This window comes from Streptomyces albidoflavus (assembly GCF_000719955.1).
In the GTDB taxonomy this organism is placed as follows: domain Bacteria; phylum Actinomycetota; class Actinomycetes; order Streptomycetales; family Streptomycetaceae; genus Streptomyces; species Streptomyces albidoflavus.
Genome location: NZ_JOII01000004.1, coordinates 333,773 through 351,837 on the forward strand (window position 1 = coordinate 333,773; position 18,065 = coordinate 351,837).

Sequence of the window (18,065 nt, forward strand, 5' to 3'; positions counted from 1 at the left end):
TCAGGAGGCAGTTGTGCCGATATCCCGCTCCACCGCCGCGCCCCGCCGTAGCACCCCGCTCGCCCTGGCGGCGCTCGCCGCGGCGGCTCTGCTCACCGGATGCTCCAGCGCCCCGGAGCCGGCGGCGGAGGCGAAATCAGCCGCGGGCCCTTCGGTGATCGCGCCGGGCAGACCGGGCGAGGAGGCGGAGACGCTGTCCCCCGAGGAGGCGGAGCGCCGCAAGCCGGACGACAGCCCCAACTCGGCGGATTTCACGTACATCCAGATGATGATCGACCACCACGGGCAGGCCCTGGAGATGACCCGGCTGGTGCCCGGGCGGGTCCACAGCAAGCGCGTCCGGGCGCTCGCCGACCGCATCGAGGCGGGGCAGAAGCCGGAGATCGGCGCCATGAAGGCATGGCTGAAGAACAACGGCGGGCCGCGCGGCAAGGGGCACGACCACGAGGCGATGGCCGGGATGGCGACGCCGAAGCAGCTCGAACAGCTGGAGAGGGCGGACGGCGAGGAGTTCGACCGGCTCTTCCTGAAGCTGATGACCACTCACCACCAGGGGGCCGTCACCATGGCCACCGAGGTGCTGGGCGCCGGGAACAACGTCCTGGTCGAGGAGATGGCCAACGACGTGATCGCGACCCAGACCACCGAGATCGACCGGATGCGCGACCTGCCCTGACCGGGGCGGACGGCCCCGCGGGCAGGACACACAGCGGCAACAGCGGCGTAATCAACAAAACGTGCAAGGCACTTAGCGTCTCCCGCACTGCACCGTCCCACCGCTCGCGCTTGGAGTGCCCATGGCCGCCTCACCTCCCGTCCACCCCGTCGACGAGGTTCCGCCCCTCGCCCAGCTCGGCGCCTTCGGCCTCCAGCACGTCCTCGCGATGTACGCGGGCGCGGTGGCGGTCCCGCTGATCGTCGGCGGGGCGATGGGGCTCTCCGCCGCGGACCTCGCCTACCTGATCACCGCCGACCTGCTGATGTGCGGCATAGCCACGCTGATCCAGTGCGTCGGCTTCTGGCGGTTCGGCATCCGGCTGCCGATCATGCAGGGCTGCACCTTCGCCGCCGTCGCCCCGATGGTGATGATCGGCACCGGCAGCGGAGGACTCCCCGCGATCTACGGCTCCGTGATCGTCTCCGGGGTGGCGATGATCCTGCTGGCCCCGGTCTTCGGGAAGCTGCTCCGGTTCTTCCCGCCGCTGGTGACCGGCACCGTGATCCTCATCATCGGCCTCTCCCTGATGCCGGTGGCGGGCAACTGGGTGGCGGGCGGCGCGGGCGCCGAGGACTTCGGCCGGCCCGCCAACATCGCGCTCGCCGCCTTCGTGCTGGTCGTGGTCCTGGTCGCGCAGCGCTTCGGCCCGCCGCTGCTGAGCCGGATCGCGGTCCTGGCCGGCATCGCGGCCGGGGTGGCCGTGGCGGTGCCGCTCGGCTTCACGGACTTCAGCGGCGTCTCCCAGGCCGACTGGATCGGCGTCAGCACCCCGTTCCACTTCGGCCTGCCGACCTTCGAGACGGGCGCGATCGTCTCCATGCTGATCGTCGCCCTGGTCTGCATGACGGAGACCTCCGGCGACTTCATCGCGGTCGGGGAGATGACGGGGCGCAAGGTCGACCCGCGCGGGCTGGCCGACGGGCTGCGGGCCGACGGCCTCTCGACCGTGCTGGGCGGCGTCTTCAACACCTTCCCCTACACCGCCTTCGCCCAGAACGTCGGGCTGGTGGGGATGACCCGGGTCCGCAGCCGCTGGGTGGTGGCCGCGGCGGGCGGCATGCTCGTCCTGCTCGGGCTGCTGCCGAAGCTGGGCGCGGTGGTGGCGGCGATTCCGGCGCCGGTCCTCGGCGGGGCGGGGCTGGTGATGTTCGGGACCGTGGCCGCCAGCGGGCTGCGCACCCTCGCGCAGGTGGAGTTCCGGGACAACCACAACCTGACCGTGGTGGCCATCTCGGTGGCTGTCGGTCTGCTGCCGGTGGGGGTGCCGACCGTCTACGACCAGTTCCCGGACTGGTTCCAGACGGTGATGCACAGCGGGATCAGCGCCGGGTGCGTCACGGCGATCGTGCTGAACCTGCTCTTCAACCACCTGCCGGGCCGGAGCGCGGCCGCCGCTCCCGAGGCGTCAGCCCCCGTCGCCCTGGCGGGCGGCCCCGGCGAGGACGCTGTCGAGCAGACCGGGGAAAAGCAGGTCTAGGTCCTCCCTGCGCAGCGCGTTGAGTTTGGCGGTCCCCCGGTAGGTCTGGCGGATCACGCCGCTCTCCCTGAGGACGCGGAAGTGGTGCGTGCTGGTCGACTTGGTCACCGGAAGCTGCAGCTCCGTACAGGACTGCTCGGTGTCACCGGCGTCCAGCGCGCACACCACCCGCAGCCGCATCGGGTCGGCGAGGGCGTGCAGGACCTCCTCCAGGCGGATGCGGTCGCGCTCCGGGTGAGCGAGGGTGCGGGAGCTCTCGGCGGTGGTCATCTCGGTCGTCCTTCATGGCTGGCACGGTGCGCGGGGCCTTCGCCCGGCGGCGCGGACTCCGCATTGTACGAAGAGAGCCGTAGTTTGACATCTGGCGTACTACGAAGACTATCGTACTGGCATCGTTCGGTTCCCGTGACGCGATGGAGTACGCCATGCCCTCCCTGTTCGACCCGCTCACCCTGCGGTCCCTCACCCTCCCGAACCGCATCTGGATGGCGCCGATGTGCCAGTACTCGGCCCCGGCGACCGGCCCCACCGCCGGCCGGCCCACCGACTGGCACTTCCAGCACTACGGCGCCCGGGCGGCGGGCGGCGCCGGCCTGATCCTGCTGGAGGCGACCGCCGTGGCGCCCGAGGGCCGGATCAGTCCCTGGGACCTCGGCCTGTGGAACGACGGGCAGACGGCGGCGCTGCGCCGGATCACCTCGTTCCTCACCTCGCAGGGAACGGTGCCGGGAATCCAGCTCGCCCACGCCGGGCGCAAGGCGTCCTGCGAGGCGCCCTGGCGCGGCGGCAAGGCCATCGACCCCGCCGACGGCGGCTGGCAGCCGGTCGGCCCGAGCCCGGTGCCCTTCGACGCCGACAGCCCCGTCCCGCACGAGCTGACGGCCGACGAAATCCAGGGCGTGGTCCGGCAGTTCGCCGAGGCGACGCGCCGGGCGCTGGAGGCCGGCTTCGAGGTGGTCGAGATCCACGGCGCCCACGGCTACCTGATCGGCGAGTTCCTCTCCCCGCACAGCAACCACCGCACCGACGAGTACGGCGGGTCCTTCGAGAACCGGGCGCGGTTCGCCCTGGAGGTCGTCGACGCCGTGCGCGCGGTGTGGCCGGAGGAGAAGCCCCTCTTCTTCCGCATCTCCGCCACGGACTGGCTGGACGAGGGCGGCTGGACCGCGGACGACACGGTCCGCCTCGCCCCGCTCCTCAAGGAGCGCGGCGTCGACCTGCTGGACGCCTCCACCGGCGGCAACGTGGCCAAGGTCGCCATCCCCGTCGGCCCCGGCTACCAGGTCCCCTTCGCCGCCCGCGTCCGCAACGAGGCCGGCCTGCCCTCGGCCGCCGTGGGGCTGCTCACCGAGCCGGAGCAGGCCGAGAAGGTGCTGGCCAACGGCGAGGCGGACGCCGTCCTCCTCGGCCGCGAACTGCTCCGCGACGCCGCCTGGCCCCGCCGCGCCGCCCGCGAGCTCGGCGGCACGGTGCGCGTGCCGCAGCAGTACGGCCGGAGCTGAAGCCCCGCGACGACCGGGGGCGTTTTCAACGGCTCGGCTCGGCTCGGCGGCAGGCGGCCTTGCGGAGCGACGGGTGCCCGGTGGCCGTCCGCGCCGGAGGCCCGGGGACGGGGCGCGGTGCGCGCCCCTGCCCGAGGCCCGGGCGGTCCCGGCCCGGCCGGTTCTCCGGCGCCCCCGGCTTCGGCCTGGGGGCGGGCCGGGGCGCCGGGGACGGCTGGGCGGCGGGCGGGTCCGGCGCCGGAGCGCCGCGGCCTGTGCCCAGTTCGGCCAGGAGCCTTGCCTTGAGGGCGCCCCGGACGTCGGAGGTGAGCCGGGCCGGGTCGAGATGGCCCGGCTCGCTCTCGTAGGCGCGCAGTTCCTCGCGGATGCGGGCGTACGCCTCGGGGTGCGCCTCGGCGAGGCGGAGCCGGGCGTGGACGCCGGCCTCGCGGCGGGCGGTGTTGACCGGGTCGGCGCGCTCGCGGCGGACGATCTCCGCCATCAGGCCGCGGACGGTCCGGTCGCAGTCCAGGCGGCGCTGCTGGACGGCGCAGAAGAACCGCCGGGCGTTGATGATCTGCATCGCCTCCTGGCGGGGCAGTCCGGCGAGGTCGACGGGGAGCCGGCCGAGGGCGGTGGCCGAGGAGGCGCGGGCGGGGCCGACCGTCAGCTCGCAGAGACGGGCGAGCCCCGCGTGCCAGCGGCGCAGGACCAGGGGGTGGCGGAGCAGGACGTTCCGGGCGTTCTGCTCGCGGACGTCGTCGGCGACGGCGGCCCGGAAGGTGTCGTCGGGCAGCTCCAGCAGGGCGGTCACCTCGGGCCCGGCCGTGACCCGGAGGCGGCCCTGGGCGACGGCCTGCTCGATCGAGTCGAAGACGTCCCGGGAGGCGGTGTGGCGGCGCAGCGGCGGGATGCCCAGCTCGGCGACGCGGGCGGCGAAGAGGGCCGCGTACTCCTCGGGGAGGGCCTTGCCCAGCCAGCTCAGGGCGGTGGCGCGGGCGGTGAGCAGCCGGCCCTGTTCCAGTCGCTCGCGGTCCTGGCGGCGGTAGTCGGCGGCGACGCAGCGGGCCTCGTGGAGGCGGACGCGCACCTGGCGGAGCTGCCCCTCGACGCGCCGCAGCCGCGGGTCGCCGAGCAGGGTCATCCGCTCGGCGGAGACCTGCAGCTCCCCCTCGGCCCAGACCAGCGCGTCGGCCCAGTCCAGATGCCATTCGAGGCCGTCCAGCAGCCTGCGGACGGGGGCCGGCAGCCGGCGCGTGGCGTCGGCCACGGCCGCGGTGACGAGATTGCCGAAGTCCTCCTCGAACCGCTTCACCAGCACCTCGGCGGGCAGCCGCGCGACATCGCGCAGCCGTAGCATCCGCTCCGTTTCGGTCGACCTCATGACGGCCGCCCCCTCTCCGCACTCATCCGACTACTCACCGTAGCCGATCAGATGAACAGCTCGGCTCCGACGCGGCGATTCGGCCAGAGGAGGGCTTGATCCAGTCCATGGACGACCGCGCCCGCACCCTGCCCGCGCCCGCCGTGCGCGCCGACCGGGTGGGCGTCCGCCCTGGTCGAGGGTGGTTCCGGGCCGTTGTCGGTGGGGGCGCGCAGACTGGCCGGGACAGGTGACGCACTTCGCGGAGGTGGCGGGATGCCGGACGTACTGCTGGCGGTCGGGACGCGCAAGGGGCTCTTCCTCGGGCGGCGGCGCGCCGGGACGTGGGAGTTCGACGGCCCGCACTTCACCGGCGAGGCGGTGTACGCGGTGGGGCTAGACCTCCGCGGGCCGGTGCCGCGCGTGCTGGTGGGGGCGGACAGCGCGCACTGGGGCCCGTCGGTCTTCCGCTCCGACGACCTGGGCGCGAGCTGGCAGGAACCGGCCTCGCCCACGGTGCGGTTCCCCAAGGACACCGGCACCTCCCTGGAGCGCCTCTGGCAGCTCCAGCCGGCCGGCCCGGAGGCGCCGGGTGTCGTGTACGCGGGGGCCGAGCCGGCCGCGCTCTTCGTCTCCCGGGACGGCGGCGACTCCTTCGAGCTGGTCCGCCCGCTCTGGGAGCATCCGACGCGGTCCCGGTGGGAGCCGGGAGGCGGCGGCGAGGGACTGCACACCGTGGTGACGGACCCCCGGGACGCCGACGCGCTCACCGTCGCGGTCTCGGCCGCCGGGGTCTTCCGCAGCGACGACGGCGGCGCGAGCTGGGCCCCGTCCAACGACGGGGTCTCGGCGGTCTTCCTCCCCGACCGGCACCCGGAGTTCGGCCAGTGCGTGCACAAGATCGCCCGGGACGCGGCCGACCCGGACCGGCTCTACCTCCAGAACCACTGGGGCGTCTACCGCAGCGACGACGCCGGCGCCCACTGGTCGGACATCGGCGACGGCCTCCCCTCGGACTTCGGCTTCACCGTGCTCGCCCACCCGTCCCGCGCGGACACCGCGTACGTCTTCCCGATCACCGCCGACAGCGACCGGGTCCCGGCCGAGCACCGGTGCCGCCTCTTCCGCACCACGGACGGCGGCGCCCACTGGGAAGCTCTGACCGCGGGCCTCCCCACCGGGGACCACTACGGCACGGTCCTGCGCGACGCCCTGTGCACCGACGCGGCCGACCCGGCGGGCCTCTACTTCGGCAACCGCAACGGCGAGCTGTACGCCAGCGCCGACGAGGGCGAGAGCTGGCGGCAACTCGCCGCCCACCTGCCGGACGTGCTGTGCGTACGGGCGGGGGTGGTGGGGTGAGGCGGGGCCAGGGTCACCTCGCCGGGCAGGGGCGGGAGAAGGCTCTCCGGGCGGCTACGGCAGCCGCCAGTCCACCGGGGCCGCGCCCTGCTGGGCGAGGAAGTCGTTGGTGCGGCTGAAGGGGCGGGAGTTGAAGAAGCCGCGGTCGGCGGAGCGCGGGGACGGGTGGACCGACTCGATGACCGGATAGCGGCTGAGGAAGGGGCGCAGGCTGCGGGCGTCCGAGCCCCAGAGGATCGAGACCAGGGGCGTCCCGCGCTCGGCGAGGGCGCGGATGGCCTGCTCGGTGACCTCCTCCCAGCCCTTGCCGCGGTGCGAGCCGGGTGAGCCCGGACGGGTCGTCAGGGCCCGGTTGAGCAGCAGGACGCCCTGGCTCGTCCAGGGGGTGAGGTCGCCGTTGGAGGGCTGCGGCAGGCCGAGGTCGCTCTGCAGCTCCTGGAAGATGTTGACCAGGCTCGGCGGGAGCCTGCGGACCTCCGGGGCGACGGCGAAGCTCAGCCCGATCGGCATGCCGGGGGTCGGGTAGGGGTCCTGCCCGACGATCAGGACGCGTACCTCGTCGAACGGCTGCTGGAAGGCGCGCAGGACGTTCGGCCCGGAGGGGAGGTAGGTGCGTCCCGCGCCGATCTCCGCGCGGAGGAACTCCCCCATCTCCGCGACGCGCCCGGCCACCGGTTCGAGGGCCTTCGCCCAGCCCGCTTCCACCAATTCATGCAAAGGTCGTGGTGCCACAGGGGGACTCTAGCGACAATCGGCGCGTCACCCCACACCGAGCCGTCGTCCCGCGCGACGCGGGCCCTCCGGCGGGGCTACCCTTCGCCTCGTCGTAGTCCCGGCACCCGGTCCGAGGAAGAGAGAAGGCAGCCGTTGCCCCCGCTGAACACCTCGCGTACGCCCGGCACTTCCGCCCGCGCCGGGACGGTGCTGGGCGTCGACTCGGGCGGCTCGGGGCTCCGGGCGGCGCTCGCTCCGGCGGGGGCGCCCGGGGAGGCGGTGGCCGTCAGCGGCTCGCAGCCCGTACGGACCTCCGCGCGGGGTATCGACGCCGGGCACTTCCTGGAGTTGCTGCTGCCGCTGGTGCGGGAGTTGCGGGAGCGGGTGGCACCGGAGGGTGAGCCTCCGCTGGCCGTGGCCGTGGGTGCGGCCGGGATGGCGACGCTCGGCGACGACCTGCGGGCCACCCTGCCGGGGGCGCTGGCGGCGCAGGGGATGACGGGGCCGCTCGCGCTGGCCGCCGACGCCGTGACCGCGTACACGGGGGCGCTCGGGGTGCGGCCGGGGGCGGTGGTCGCGGTGGGCACCGGGATGATCGCGCTCGGCACGGATCTGCGCGACTGGCGGCGGGCGGACGGCTGGGGGCATCTGCTGGGGGACAGCGGCGGGGGCGCGTGGCTGGGGCGGGCCGGCCTGGAGGCGGCGTACCGGGCGTTCGACGGGCGCGCCGGGGGTTCGCAGGCGCTGCTGGCGGCGGCCGAGGAGCGGTTCGGGCCGTTGCCGGGGCTTCCGGCCCAGGTCTACCCCCGGCCGGACCGGGCGGCGGTGCTGGCCTCGTTCGCGCCGGACGTGGCCCGGTGCGCGGGCGAGGGCGACCCGACGGCGGCGGCTCTGCTGACCGGGGCGGCGAGCCATGTCGTGGACGCCGTCGAGGCGGTGCTGCCCGGCCGGGAGGGCGAGGTCGCGTGCACCGGCGGGCTGCTGCGGCTGGGCACTCCGCTGACGGAGCCGGTGGGCGAGGAGCTGACGCGCAGGCTGCCCGGGGCGCGGGTGGTGCCGGCGGCGGGCGATCCCCTGCACGGCGCCGTGGTGCTCGCCTCGGCCCTGGGGTCGGGGACGCAGGCACTGCCGGTGGACGGGCGGCTGCTGTGGTGTGCCACGAGTGCGTCGGGCCCCGGCGGGGTGGAGATCTGAGGCGGGTTCGGTGCGCGAATCCCCTGAGTGGCCCGCACGTCACGCGGAGTTGTCACCCGGGAGCCGGACAACAGGGCAGCACGGTCGCAGAGTTCACCACATCGGTGCACACAACCCCAAAAAGGGCACCTGAGCCGGGCACTTGCAACGGATAAATACGGACGGATGCCCTACAGCCGCCCCCTCCCCGAACAGGGGCGGACGGGAAACCAGTAGCATGCGGCGCCATGAGCTCCCCCACTGGGCCCGCTTCCGGCCTGCCTGTACGAATGCCGCGACCCCGCCAGTCCGGTCGGCACCGCCGTCCGGAACCGGTGGTGGCTCCCGAGGGCGCGCCCGCCCTCGTTCTCGCCGTCCCCGGGGTCCCCGGCGCACCCACCCGCAGTCTCGCCGAGGAGGTCGTGAGCATCGCCCGCTCCGAGCTTCCCGGCCTGGATGCCCGCATCGGTTTCCTGGAGGGCGACGACCAGGAGTTCCCGGCCCTCCAGTCGGTGCTCGCGCACGCCGCGGAGGAGCGGACCGCCCGCGTCCAGCAGGCGCGTGCCGCCGGGGCCGAGGTCGCCGACCCGGACGGCCCGGTCGCGGTGGTCGTGCCGCTGCTGGCCGGCCCGGACAGCGCCCTGACCCGCCGCATCCGGCAGGCCGTGATCGACAGCCGGGCGCCGGTCGAGCTGACCGACGTGCTGGGCCCGCACCCGCTGCTGGCGGAGGCGCTGCACGTGCGGCTCTCCGAGGCCGGGCTGGCCCGCGCGGACCGGGCGCGGCTGTTCACGGTGGCGACCGCGGCCGACGGCATCATCCTGGCGACGGTCGGCGGCGAGGAGGCCGTACAGGCGGCCGGGATCACCGGGATGCTGCTGGCCGCGCGGCTGGCGGTGCCGGTGATGGCGGCCGCGCTCGACCAGGAGGGGGCCATCGCGGCCACCGCCGAGCAGCTCCGCTCCTCGGGCTCCACGCAGCTCGCCCTGGCGCCGTACCTGATCGGTCCCGAGCTGGGCGAGGGGCTGCTCGACCTCGCGGCGAAGGAGGCGGAGTGCGCCTCCGCCGAGGCGCTGGGCGCGTACCCGGCGATCGGCAAGCTCGCGCTCGCGCAGTACACGACGGCGCTGGGCATCACGCCGCAGCCGGCTCCGGGGGTTCCGGCTCACTGAGGTTCGCCGGCTCATGGTTCGGGCCCGCTCCCCCACGGGGAGCGGGCCCGAAGCCGTTTCCGGGTCAGCCGAAGAGGACCGAGGAGGCGGCCGGGGCGGGGACGGAACCCGCGAGGGACGGGGTGCCGGAGTCGGCGTCGACGGTGAACCAGCTGACGTCGCCGGAGCGTTCGTTGGCGGCGTAGAGCAGGCCCTGCGGGGAGAGGACGAGGTCGCGGGGCCAGTGCCCGCCGCAGGGGACGGTGGTGAGCAGCCGGGCCGCGTCGCCGGCCGGGTCGAGGGCGAGGACGGAGAGGACGTCCTCGCCTCGGGTGGCGGTCCACAGGAAGCGGCCGTCGGGCGAGACCACCACCTCCGAGGGGTAGGCGTCGGCCCCGGGCGCTCCGGGGAGGACGGCCGTCTCGCCGACCGGGCGCAGGTCGCCGCCGTCGGCGTCCCAGCGGCAGACGGTGAGCGTGGGGGTGAGTTCGTTGAGGACGTAGAGGTGGTGGCCGTCGGGGTGGAAGGCCAGGTGGCGGGGGCCGGAGCCGGGGCGGAGCGCGAACTCGCGGTGCAGGGTCAGCATGCCGTCGCGCAGGGCGTGCACGCGCACGGAGTCGGTGCCGAGGTCGACGGCGACCAGCCAGCGGCCGCTGGGGTCGGGCAGGACCTGGTGGACGTGCGGGCCCTGCTGGCGCTGGGGGTGGGGCCCGGAGCCGTGGTGGTTGAGGACGTGCGCCGCGGGGGCGGGGGTGCCGTCGGCGCGCAGCGGCAGGACGGAGACGCTGCCCGAGCCGTAGTTGGCGGTGAAGACGCGGCCGCCGTGCACGCACAGGTGGGTGGGCCCCTCGGCGGCGACCGGGGCGGGCGGGGCGAGGAGCCGGGCCGTGTCGCCGGCCGGGTCGAAGGCGGCGACGGCACCGTCGGCGGTCTCGCTGACCGCGTAGAGGAGGTCACCGCCGGGGCCGAGGGCCAGGTAGGAGGGGTCGGGGACCTCGGCGGTGGCGCCGAGGACGGTGAGGCCGCCGTCGGGGCCGACGGCGGCGGTGACCACGCCCGCGCCGCCCGCCGCCGTGAAGGATCCGATGTACGCCCGCGCGGTCCGCTCTCCGCCACCCACTGGCCTGTCCCCTCTCCGCAGTTGCCGCGCCGTCCGGCGCGCCCGCGACGTTAGCAGGTCTAGACCATGGCGGTCCCGACCGCGCGCCGGAGACCTTCCCGTCCGGCCTCCGCCGAGATGAACACCATGGCACACGGCGGCAGAATCGTTACTTATAGGGTTTTACGGCACATGGCGAAACCGTCTGTGCCGACAGGACATTTCGGGGAGAGCGAGGTCGGTATGCCCACGGCGAAGACGCGCAAGGCCACGACCACCAAGTCCGGTACGCCCACGGCCAAGGCGGCCAAGAGCGGTACCGGCCCGCAGAAGCGGCAGGGAGGCGCGGAGGAGCACCGTCCGCGCGACCTCACGGTGACCATCCCGGTGGGCAAGGCCGCCGAGAAGGTGACCCAGTTGGTGTCGGCGCCGGTCGGAGCAGCCCGCAAGGCAGTGCCCGCCAAGGGCGGACTGCCCATGTACGCGGGGCTCGGAGCGCTGGGCATCGCTGGTGTCCTCCAGTGGCCGGTCGCGGCGGGCATCGGGGTCGGATACGCGGTGCTGCGCCGCACCGGGATGCTGGACGACCCGCCCGAGCAGGCCAAAACCGCGTAACCCCTGTGCCGGACCGGCACCCAGGGGGCTCCGGGCGCTCACCTCACCCGCCCGGAGCCCCCTGGGTGTCGGTCCGGTCCTTCTGTCACCAGAGTGGTCCTGCGGCCACACCGCGGCCCCCGCTCCCCCGTGGCGTACAGGGGTGCGGCGGCGGGCCCGGTACCGGACACCGGGACAGGAGCAACGGGTGCTGACCTCACTGAGTCGGGTGCGGGAACTGGCGTCGGCGCCCGCGCGGGCGCTGGCGGACGGGGCGAGGGAGGCTCAGGACCGCGTACGGCGCGGCGGGCAGGCCGCGTACGAGGCCCTGCGTGAGCTGCCCGCCGATCTGGCGGAGGCCGTGTCGGTGCTGGCGGACGGGGGCGCGGACCGGCGGCGCCGGCATGTCTGGTCCGGCGGGGGACGGGCCCACATCGAGGTGCGCGGGCTCTGCGGACGCAGCCCGCGGGCGGACGCCCTCTGCCACGCGCTGACGACGGCCGCACGCGCCCTCCAGTCCGTGCACTGGGCCGAGATCAACGCCACCGCCGGCCAGCTGGTGGTCGGGTACGAGCAGAACGGACTCGACGTCGGCGACCTGCTGGACCTGGTGGAGCGGCTGGAGACGGAGCACGGCACCGGCGCCGACGACTTCCCCGGCGGCCGGCCGCTGCCCCCGTACGACACGGCGCCGGCGGCGCTGGCCAAGATGTCGCTGGTCTCCGACTGCGTGGGCATCGCCTTCGCCGCGGCCCGGGGGATGAAGCCGCTGACCATGCTGCCGCTCCCGGTGGTGGTGACCGAGTCCCAGCCCCGCCTGCGGCGGCTGCTGGAGAACAGGCTGGGCAAGCACCAGGCGGAGACCGCGATCAGCCTCGCCGGGGCGGCGGCGCACGCCCTCGCGCACGGCGTGACACCGCTCGCCCTGGACGCCTGCCAACGCCTGGGCCAGCTCGCCGAGTTCCGGGGACGGCAGGAGGTCTGGGCACGGCGGGAGCGGGAGCTGGTGGGCGACGGCGAGCGGATGCCCGCGCATCTGACGCCCCGTCCCGTCCGGCCCGTACCGCTGCCGGACGGGGAGGTGGAGAAGTACGCGGAGCGGACCTCGGCGGCCGCGGTGCTCGGCGCCGGGGCGGTGCTGGCCTGGACCCGGGACGCCGCCACGTCGGCGCGGGCCGTGCTGGCGACGCCGCCCAAGGCGGCCCGGATGGGGCGGGAGTTGTTCTGCGCGCGGCTCGGGCGCGACCTGGCCGACGCGGGGGTGGTGCCGCTGGACGGCGCGACCCTGCGGGTGCTGGACCGGGTGACGGTGGCGGTGATCGACTCCGACGTGCTGTGCGGAACCCGGCCCCGGCTGATGTCGGTCCAGGTGGCCGGGGCGATCGACGAGGCCGAGGTGTGGGGCGCGGCGCAGGCGGTGGTCGCCGCGCACAGCCCGCAGGAGCTGGCCGGGCCCGGACCGTGGACGCACGGCGGCTGGCGGCTCCAGCGGCCCGCCCTCGCCACCACCGACAGTTCAGGACCGGGCGGGCCCGAGGGGCTGCGGCTGGAGGTCTGCGACCCCGAGGGCCAGTGGTGGGGCGAGGTGGTCGTCGGGGTCGAACTCGACCCGCTCGCCGAGGCGGTGGTGACGGCGGCGCGGGCCGGCGGCACCCGGCTCCACCTCACCGCGCACGCGGCCACCGCGGAACTCCTCCCCTGGGCCGACACCGTGCTCGGCGCGGACACCTGCCTGGCCGGGGAGGTGACGGACCTTCAGGAGCGCGGCGAGGTGGTGCTGCTGGTCAGCGCCGGCAACCCGCGCGCCCTCGCGGCGGCGGACGTGGGCGTGGCGGTGCTGCCGCACGCCCGCGCGGGACACACCGCCGCCCACTGGTCGGCCGACCTGGTCTGCGGCCCCGGCCTGGCCTCCCTGTGGCGGGTGCTGAACGCGGTGGACACCGCGCGTACGGTCAGCCGTAAGGCGGCCCGCCTGGCGGTGGGCGGCTCGGCACTCGGCGCGCTCGTGGCCGCCGCCGGGTCCCGCCCGCCGATGGTCGCGCTCACCACCACGCCGGTCTACGGGGCGGCGTTCATGGCCCAGTGGATGGGGTTCAGCGCGGGCCGGCGCCTGGCCCGCGAGCCGCTGCCGGAGCCGAGGCTGCGCGGCGAGCCCTGGCACGCGCTGGGGGCCGTCGAGGTCCTGCGGGCCCTGCACCGCCGGGGTGCGTACGCGGGCGCCCCGGAACCGGAGGGGGAGGAGCCGTCCGCCGACTGGCTGGTGCGCGGGTACGACGCGCTCGCCGAGGTGCCCGGCCTCGGCGCCGCCGCCGACGGCACGGCCAGGCTGCTGCGGGCGGTGCGTGAGGAACTGCGCGACCCGCTCACCCCGATCCTCGCCTTCGGCGCGGCCGCCTCCGCCGCCGTCGGCTCGACCGTGGACTCGGCGCTGGTCGGCGGCGTGATGGTCGGCAACGGGCTGATCAGCGGCGCGCAGCGGATGCGGGTCGAGGAGGCGATGCGCAAGCTGCTGCTGACCGAGCAGGTCACCGCCTGCCGGGTGGAGTGGACCCCGGACGCCGGGGTGACCGAGGCTCAGCTCGCCGCGGTGCGGGAGACGGCCGCGCACACCACCGTCTCCTCCGGCGAGCTGCGGGTGGGCGAGGTGATCGCCCTGCGCGACGGCGACGTGGTCCCGGCCGACGCCCGGCTGCTGTGGTGCGACGCCCTGGAGGTCGACGAGTCGACCCTGACGGGCGAATCCGTACCGGTCGGCAAGAACCCGCACGCCGTCCCCGGCGCCGACCTCGCGGAGCGCACCTGCATGGTCTACGAGGGCTGCACCGTGCTCACGGGTTCGGCGTACGCGGTCGTCGTCGCCACCGGCACGCAGACCGAGGCGGGCCGGGCGGCGGAGCTGGCGGCCGAGGCGCCCCGGCCGACCGGGATCGAGGGCCACCTCGCCCAGCTCAGCCGGATCGCCCTGCCGGCCGTCGGCATCGGCGGCGCCGCCGTGACCGTCCTCGGGCTGCTGCGCGGCGTCCCGGTCCGCGAGGCGCTCGCCTCCGGCGTCGCGGTGGCGGTGGCGGCGGTGCCCGAGGGACTGCCGCTGGTCGCCACCATGGCCCAGAGCGCCGCCGCCCACCGGCTCTCCCGGTACGGCATCCTCACCCGTTCCGCCCGCGTCCTCGAAGCCCTCGGCCGGGTGGACGTGGTCTGTTACGACAAGACCGGCACGCTCACCGAGGGACGGCTGTCGGTGACCGGTGTCGCCTTCCTGGACGGGGACGAGGAGCCGTCCTGCGAGGCGGGCCAGCACCTGCTCGGCCTCGCCGCCCGCGCCTGCCCCCGGCCGGAGGAGGGCAGGCCCGCCGCCCACGCCACCGACCAGTCGGTGCTGGACGCGGTGACGGCCGGTACCTTCCCGGACGGGGACTGGCAGTTGACGCGGGAGCTGCCGTTCGAGGCCCGGCGGGGCTACTCCGCCTCGGCCGGGAAGACCCCGGAGGGCGGAATCCTGGCGGTCAAGGGCGCGCCCGAGAAGATCCTGGAGCGGTGCGACGCGGTCACGCCGTCGGCCTCGGGGAGCACCGGCTCCCTCCCGCTCGACGCGGCCCTGCGGCGGAAGGCCAGGCGTCTTGTGGACCGGCTCGGCGCCCAGGGCCTGCGGGTACTGGCTGTGGCCGAACGCCCGCTGGAGGACGCCTCGTTGACGGCGGAGGAGCTGCCCGAGCAGGTCACGGGGCTGACGCTGCGCGGCTTCCTCGCGATCAGCGACACCCCGCGCCCCGGCGCCTCCGAGACCCTGGCGCACCTCCAGGAGGCGGGCGTACGCGTCACCATGATCACCGGTGACCACCCGACGACGGCGGGGGCCATCGCCGCCCGGCTCGGCATCCCGGGGGCGGACGCCGTGGTGACGGGGGCGGAGCTGGACGCGCTCCCCGAGTCCGAGCGGATCGCCAAGGTGCTGGACTCGGCCGTCTTCGCCCGGGTCTCCCCCGAGCACAAGGTACGGATCGTCAAGGACCTCCAGCGCGCGGGCCGCGTGGTGGCGATGACGGGCGACGGCGTCAACGACGCGGCCGCCATCAAACTCGCCGACATCGGTATCGGCCTCTCCGCCCCGGGCTCCCGCTCGGCCAGCGCCGCCGCCGACCTGGTCCTCACCGACCCCTCCCCCGAGAACATGGTCCACGCGCTGCTGGAGGGACGCGCCCTGTGGCGCCGGGTCCGCGACGCGGTGGGCATCCTGGTCGGCGGGAACGCGGGCGAGGTCGCCTTCACCGTCCTCGGCACGGCCCTGTCGGGGCGGGCCCCGCTCGGCACCCGTCAGCTGCTCCTGGTCAACCTGCTGACCGACATGCTGCCCGCCCTCGCCCTCGCCATGGCCCCCGGCCGGGCGGCCCGCGACGAGGAGGCCGCCGGGAACGGCCACGCGACCGACTCGCTCGCGCGGGAGCTGGGGCGGGTGCTGGCCGTACGCGGGACCGCCACCGCGCTGGGCGCTGTGACCGCCTGGCAGCTCGGGCGGATGAGCGGGCGCGCGGTGCGGGCCAACACCATGGGGCTGGCCGCGCTGGTGGGCACACAGCTGGGCCAGACGCTCGCCACGGACTGGCGCAGTCCGCTGGTGCTGCTCACCGGGGCGGCCTCCACGGTCGTCCTGGCCGGGGTGATCCAGACGCCGGGGGTGAGCCACTTCTTCGGCTGCACCCCGCTCGGCCCGGTCGCCTGGACCACGGTCGCCGCCTGCTCCACGGCGGCGACCCTGGCGGCGGCGCTCGCCCAGGGGCTGCTCGCGCGCCGGGCCCCGGCGCCGGTGTCCGAGGCGGCAGCCGCCCCGGACCCGGTCCCCGCACCGGTGTGAGGGCCGGTCCGAACGGCCTACGCGCGGTGGCCCGGCGCCCTGGGCCCGCCGAGGGTGGAGGGGCGGGGGGACCAACACCGGCGTGCGGGCGCCTCGGCTCCGGGTGCCGGTCGACAGAGGGAGTCAGCGGATGAGCCGTTCCGCGTCCACCGGGCGGCCCGGGGCAGCACGGGGTTCCTGGTGGTCCGAGCACGATCCGAGCCGGGAACTGGGGCGTCTGTGCGGTGAGTTGAGGCGGCTGGCCGAACGTGTCGAACACGGCGGCGAACCGGCGGTCCGGCACTGGATGCCGACGGTGGAGGAGGCCGACGCGGGCGACGCGTACCTCGTCCGCGCCGAGCTGCCGGGCATTCCCCGGGAGTGCGTGAAGGTCGAGACGGACGGCCGCGAGCTGTACATCTCCGGGACGCTCGACGAGTCCTCCGCCCAGAACGCGCTGGGCCGTCGGATCGGCACCTTCTCCTTCGGCGTCCGGGTGCCCGGCGACGCCGACCACGACCAGGTCCGCGCCGACCTGGTGGACGGCGTACTGACCGTCCGGCTCACCAAGTCCGGGGAGCGCGCCACGCGCCCCGTCGCGGTCGGTACGGCGGTCGGCGGGTGAGCGCGGCGGGCGGGGAGACGTCGGACGGCGCGCGGCTCTCCCTCAATCCGTTCCACCTGGCGGCCGACCCGGCCGCCGCGATGCTGTCGGTGCCGCCGGTCAGGAGGCTCAGCGCCCATTCGCTGCCGCCGGAGGTGGCCCGGCGGATCGTGCACGACGAGGTGATGCTCGACGGGAACGCGCGGCAGAACCTCGCCACCTTCGTGACGACCTGGATGGAGCCCGAGGGCGCGGCGGTGATGGCGGAGTGTCGCGACAAGAACCTCATCGACAAGGACGAGTACCCGCGCACCGCGGAGATCGAGCGCCGGTGCGTGGCGATCCTCGCCGACCTCTGGCACGCCCCCGACGCGGACCGGGCGGTGGGCTGTTCCACCACCGGGTCGAGCGAGGCGTGCATGCTCGCGGGGATGGCGATGAAGCGGCGCTGGGCGCACCGGCAGGGCGACCGCTATCCCGCCTCGGCCCGGCCCAATCTGGTCATGGGCATCAACGTCCAGGTCTGCTGGGAGAAGTTCTGCGACTACTGGGAGGTCGAGCCCCGGATGGTGCCGATGGAGGGCGAGCGCTTCCACCTCGACCCGCAGGCCGCCGCCGACCTCTGCGACGAGAACACCATCGGCGTGGTCGGCATCCTCGGCTCCACGTACGACGGTTCGTACGAGCCGGTCCAGGAGCTCTGCGCGGCGCTGGACGCTCTCCAGGAGCGCACCGGCTGGGACGTGCCGGTCCACGTCGACGGGGCGTCGGGGGCCATGGTCGCCCCCTTCCTCGACCCGGACCTGGTCTGGGACTTCCGCCTGGAGCGGGTCGTCTCCATCAACACCTCGGGCCACAAGTACGGGCTGGTCTACCCCGGCGTGGGGTGGGCGGTGTGGCGCAGCGCCGAGTACCTCCCGGACGACCTGGTCTTCCGCGTCGACTACCTCGGCGGGACGATGCCCACCTTCGCCCTGAACTTCTCCCGCCCCGGCTCCCAGGTGGCCGCCCAGTACTACGTCTTCCTGCGGCTGGGGCGTGAGGGCTTCCGCCAGGTGCAGCAGGCCGGCCGCGACATCGCCACGCACCTGGCGCACGGCATCGAGGAACTGGGCGACTTCCGGCTGCTGACCCGGGGCGACCAGCTGCCCGCCTTCGCCTTCACCACGGGGGCGGACGTGCGGGCGTACGACGTCTTCGACGTGTCGCGGCGGCTGCGCGAGACCGGGTGGCTGGTGCCCGCGTACACCTGTCCGCCGCACCGTCAGGACCTCTCCGTGCTGCGGATCGTCTGCCGCAACGGCTTCACCCGCGACCTCGCGGACATGCTCCTGCACGACCTGGGGCGGCTGCTGCCGGAGCTGCGGCGCCAGTCCCCGCACCCCGGGGAGCGGCCGTCGCCCAGCACGGCCTTCCACCATTCGGCGGAGCGGGGCCGGTAGCGGTCCCGCCGTGCGGGTGGCGGGGGACGCCGTCCACCCGGGTGGCGTCCCGCGCGGGG

The 18,065-nt window shown here is 75.2% G+C and carries 14 protein-coding genes; 10 read left to right on the forward strand and 4 right to left on the reverse strand.

Annotated elements, in window-relative coordinates:
- Window positions 1–13: 13 nt before the first annotated feature.
- The gene (locus tag IF45_RS0106325) at window positions 14–676 is read left to right on the forward strand and encodes a DUF305 domain-containing protein (RefSeq protein ID WP_030306096.1); all 663 of its coding nucleotides are present in this window, start codon (window positions 14–16) and stop codon (window positions 674–676) included.
- Between the two features lie 121 nt (window positions 677–797).
- A complete protein-coding gene (locus IF45_RS0106330; RefSeq protein ID WP_003952243.1) occupies window positions 798–2,195 on the forward strand; it encodes a nucleobase:cation symporter-2 family protein in 1,398 nt (465 codons plus the stop codon).
- On the opposite strand, the gene IF45_RS0106335 is transcribed toward IF45_RS0106330, so the two are convergent.
- On the reverse strand, window positions 2,124–2,465 hold the full coding sequence (locus tag IF45_RS0106335; protein WP_003952242.1) for an ArsR/SmtB family transcription factor: 342 nt from the start codon (window positions 2,463–2,465) through the stop codon (window positions 2,124–2,126). The two genes, IF45_RS0106330 and IF45_RS0106335, sit on opposite strands and share 72 nt — an antisense overlap.
- 155 nt (window positions 2,466–2,620) lie before the next feature.
- Here IF45_RS0106335 and IF45_RS0106340 point away from each other — a divergent pair, with 155 nt between their 5' ends.
- Window positions 2,621–3,697, forward strand: coding sequence for an NADH:flavin oxidoreductase/NADH oxidase (locus IF45_RS0106340; RefSeq protein WP_030306099.1), 1,077 nt, complete (start codon window positions 2,621–2,623; stop codon window positions 3,695–3,697).
- A 25-nt stretch (window positions 3,698–3,722) separates the two neighbouring features.
- Here the strand turns inward: IF45_RS0106340 and IF45_RS0106345 are convergent, their stop codons facing one another.
- On the reverse strand, window positions 3,723–5,060 hold the full coding sequence (locus tag IF45_RS0106345; protein ID WP_030306101.1) for a hypothetical protein: 1,338 nt from the start codon (window positions 5,058–5,060) through the stop codon (window positions 3,723–3,725).
- A gap of 255 nt (window positions 5,061–5,315) precedes the next feature.
- Between IF45_RS0106345 and IF45_RS0106350 the strand changes: the two genes are divergently transcribed.
- A complete protein-coding gene (locus IF45_RS0106350; RefSeq protein ID WP_008412015.1) occupies window positions 5,316–6,401 on the forward strand; it encodes a WD40/YVTN/BNR-like repeat-containing protein in 1,086 nt (361 codons plus the stop codon).
- 54 nt (window positions 6,402–6,455) lie between these two features.
- On the opposite strand, the gene IF45_RS0106355 is transcribed toward IF45_RS0106350, so the two are convergent.
- Window positions 6,456–7,133 (reverse strand): uracil-DNA glycosylase, encoded by a 678-nt coding sequence (locus tag IF45_RS0106355; protein ID WP_003952238.1) that lies wholly within the window; start codon window positions 7,131–7,133, stop codon window positions 6,456–6,458.
- A gap of 135 nt (window positions 7,134–7,268) precedes the next feature.
- Here IF45_RS0106355 and IF45_RS0106360 point away from each other — a divergent pair, with 135 nt between their 5' ends.
- Together IF45_RS0106360 and IF45_RS0106365 are read left to right on the forward strand one after the other, a co-directional pair.
- A complete protein-coding gene (locus IF45_RS0106360) occupies window positions 7,269–8,309 on the forward strand; it encodes an N-acetylglucosamine kinase (RefSeq protein ID WP_030306103.1) in 1,041 nt (346 codons plus the stop codon).
- 227 nt (window positions 8,310–8,536) lie between these two features.
- Window positions 8,537–9,460: a sirohydrochlorin chelatase gene (locus IF45_RS0106365; protein WP_003952236.1), complete on the forward strand. Its 924-nt coding sequence runs from the start codon at window positions 8,537–8,539 to the stop codon at window positions 9,458–9,460.
- A 64-nt stretch (window positions 9,461–9,524) separates the two neighbouring features.
- On the opposite strand, the gene IF45_RS0106370 is transcribed toward IF45_RS0106365, so the two are convergent.
- Complete coding sequence (locus IF45_RS0106370) at window positions 9,525–10,559, reverse strand: lactonase family protein (RefSeq protein WP_003952235.1); 1,035 nt, start codon at window positions 10,557–10,559, stop codon at window positions 9,525–9,527.
- Window positions 10,560–10,781: 222 nt separating this feature from the next.
- On the opposite strand from IF45_RS0106370, the gene IF45_RS0106375 reads away from it, so the two are divergent.
- The 4 genes from IF45_RS0106375 (at window position 10,782) to gad (ending at window position 18,006) form a co-directional block, all read left to right on the forward strand.
- Window positions 10,782–11,153 carry a hypothetical protein gene (locus IF45_RS0106375; RefSeq protein ID WP_030306105.1) on the forward strand — a complete coding sequence of 124 codons (372 nt, stop codon included), beginning with the start codon at window positions 10,782–10,784 and terminating at the stop codon, window positions 11,151–11,153.
- Window positions 11,154–11,340: 187 nt separating this feature from the next.
- The gene (locus IF45_RS34240; RefSeq protein ID WP_037637666.1) at window positions 11,341–15,981 is read left to right on the forward strand and encodes a cation-translocating P-type ATPase; all 4,641 of its coding nucleotides are present in this window, start codon (window positions 11,341–11,343) and stop codon (window positions 15,979–15,981) included.
- A 130-nt stretch (window positions 15,982–16,111) separates the two neighbouring features.
- Window positions 16,112–16,585 carry an Hsp20/alpha crystallin family protein gene (locus IF45_RS0106385; RefSeq protein ID WP_236602837.1) on the forward strand — a complete coding sequence of 158 codons (474 nt, stop codon included), beginning with the start codon at window positions 16,112–16,114 and terminating at the stop codon, window positions 16,583–16,585.
- Window positions 16,582–18,006: a glutamate decarboxylase gene (gene gad / locus IF45_RS0106390; RefSeq protein ID WP_030306107.1), complete on the forward strand. Its 1,425-nt coding sequence runs from the start codon at window positions 16,582–16,584 to the stop codon at window positions 18,004–18,006. The genes IF45_RS0106385 and gad overlap by 4 nt, the downstream gene beginning before the upstream one ends.
- Window positions 18,007–18,065 lie beyond the last annotated feature (59 nt).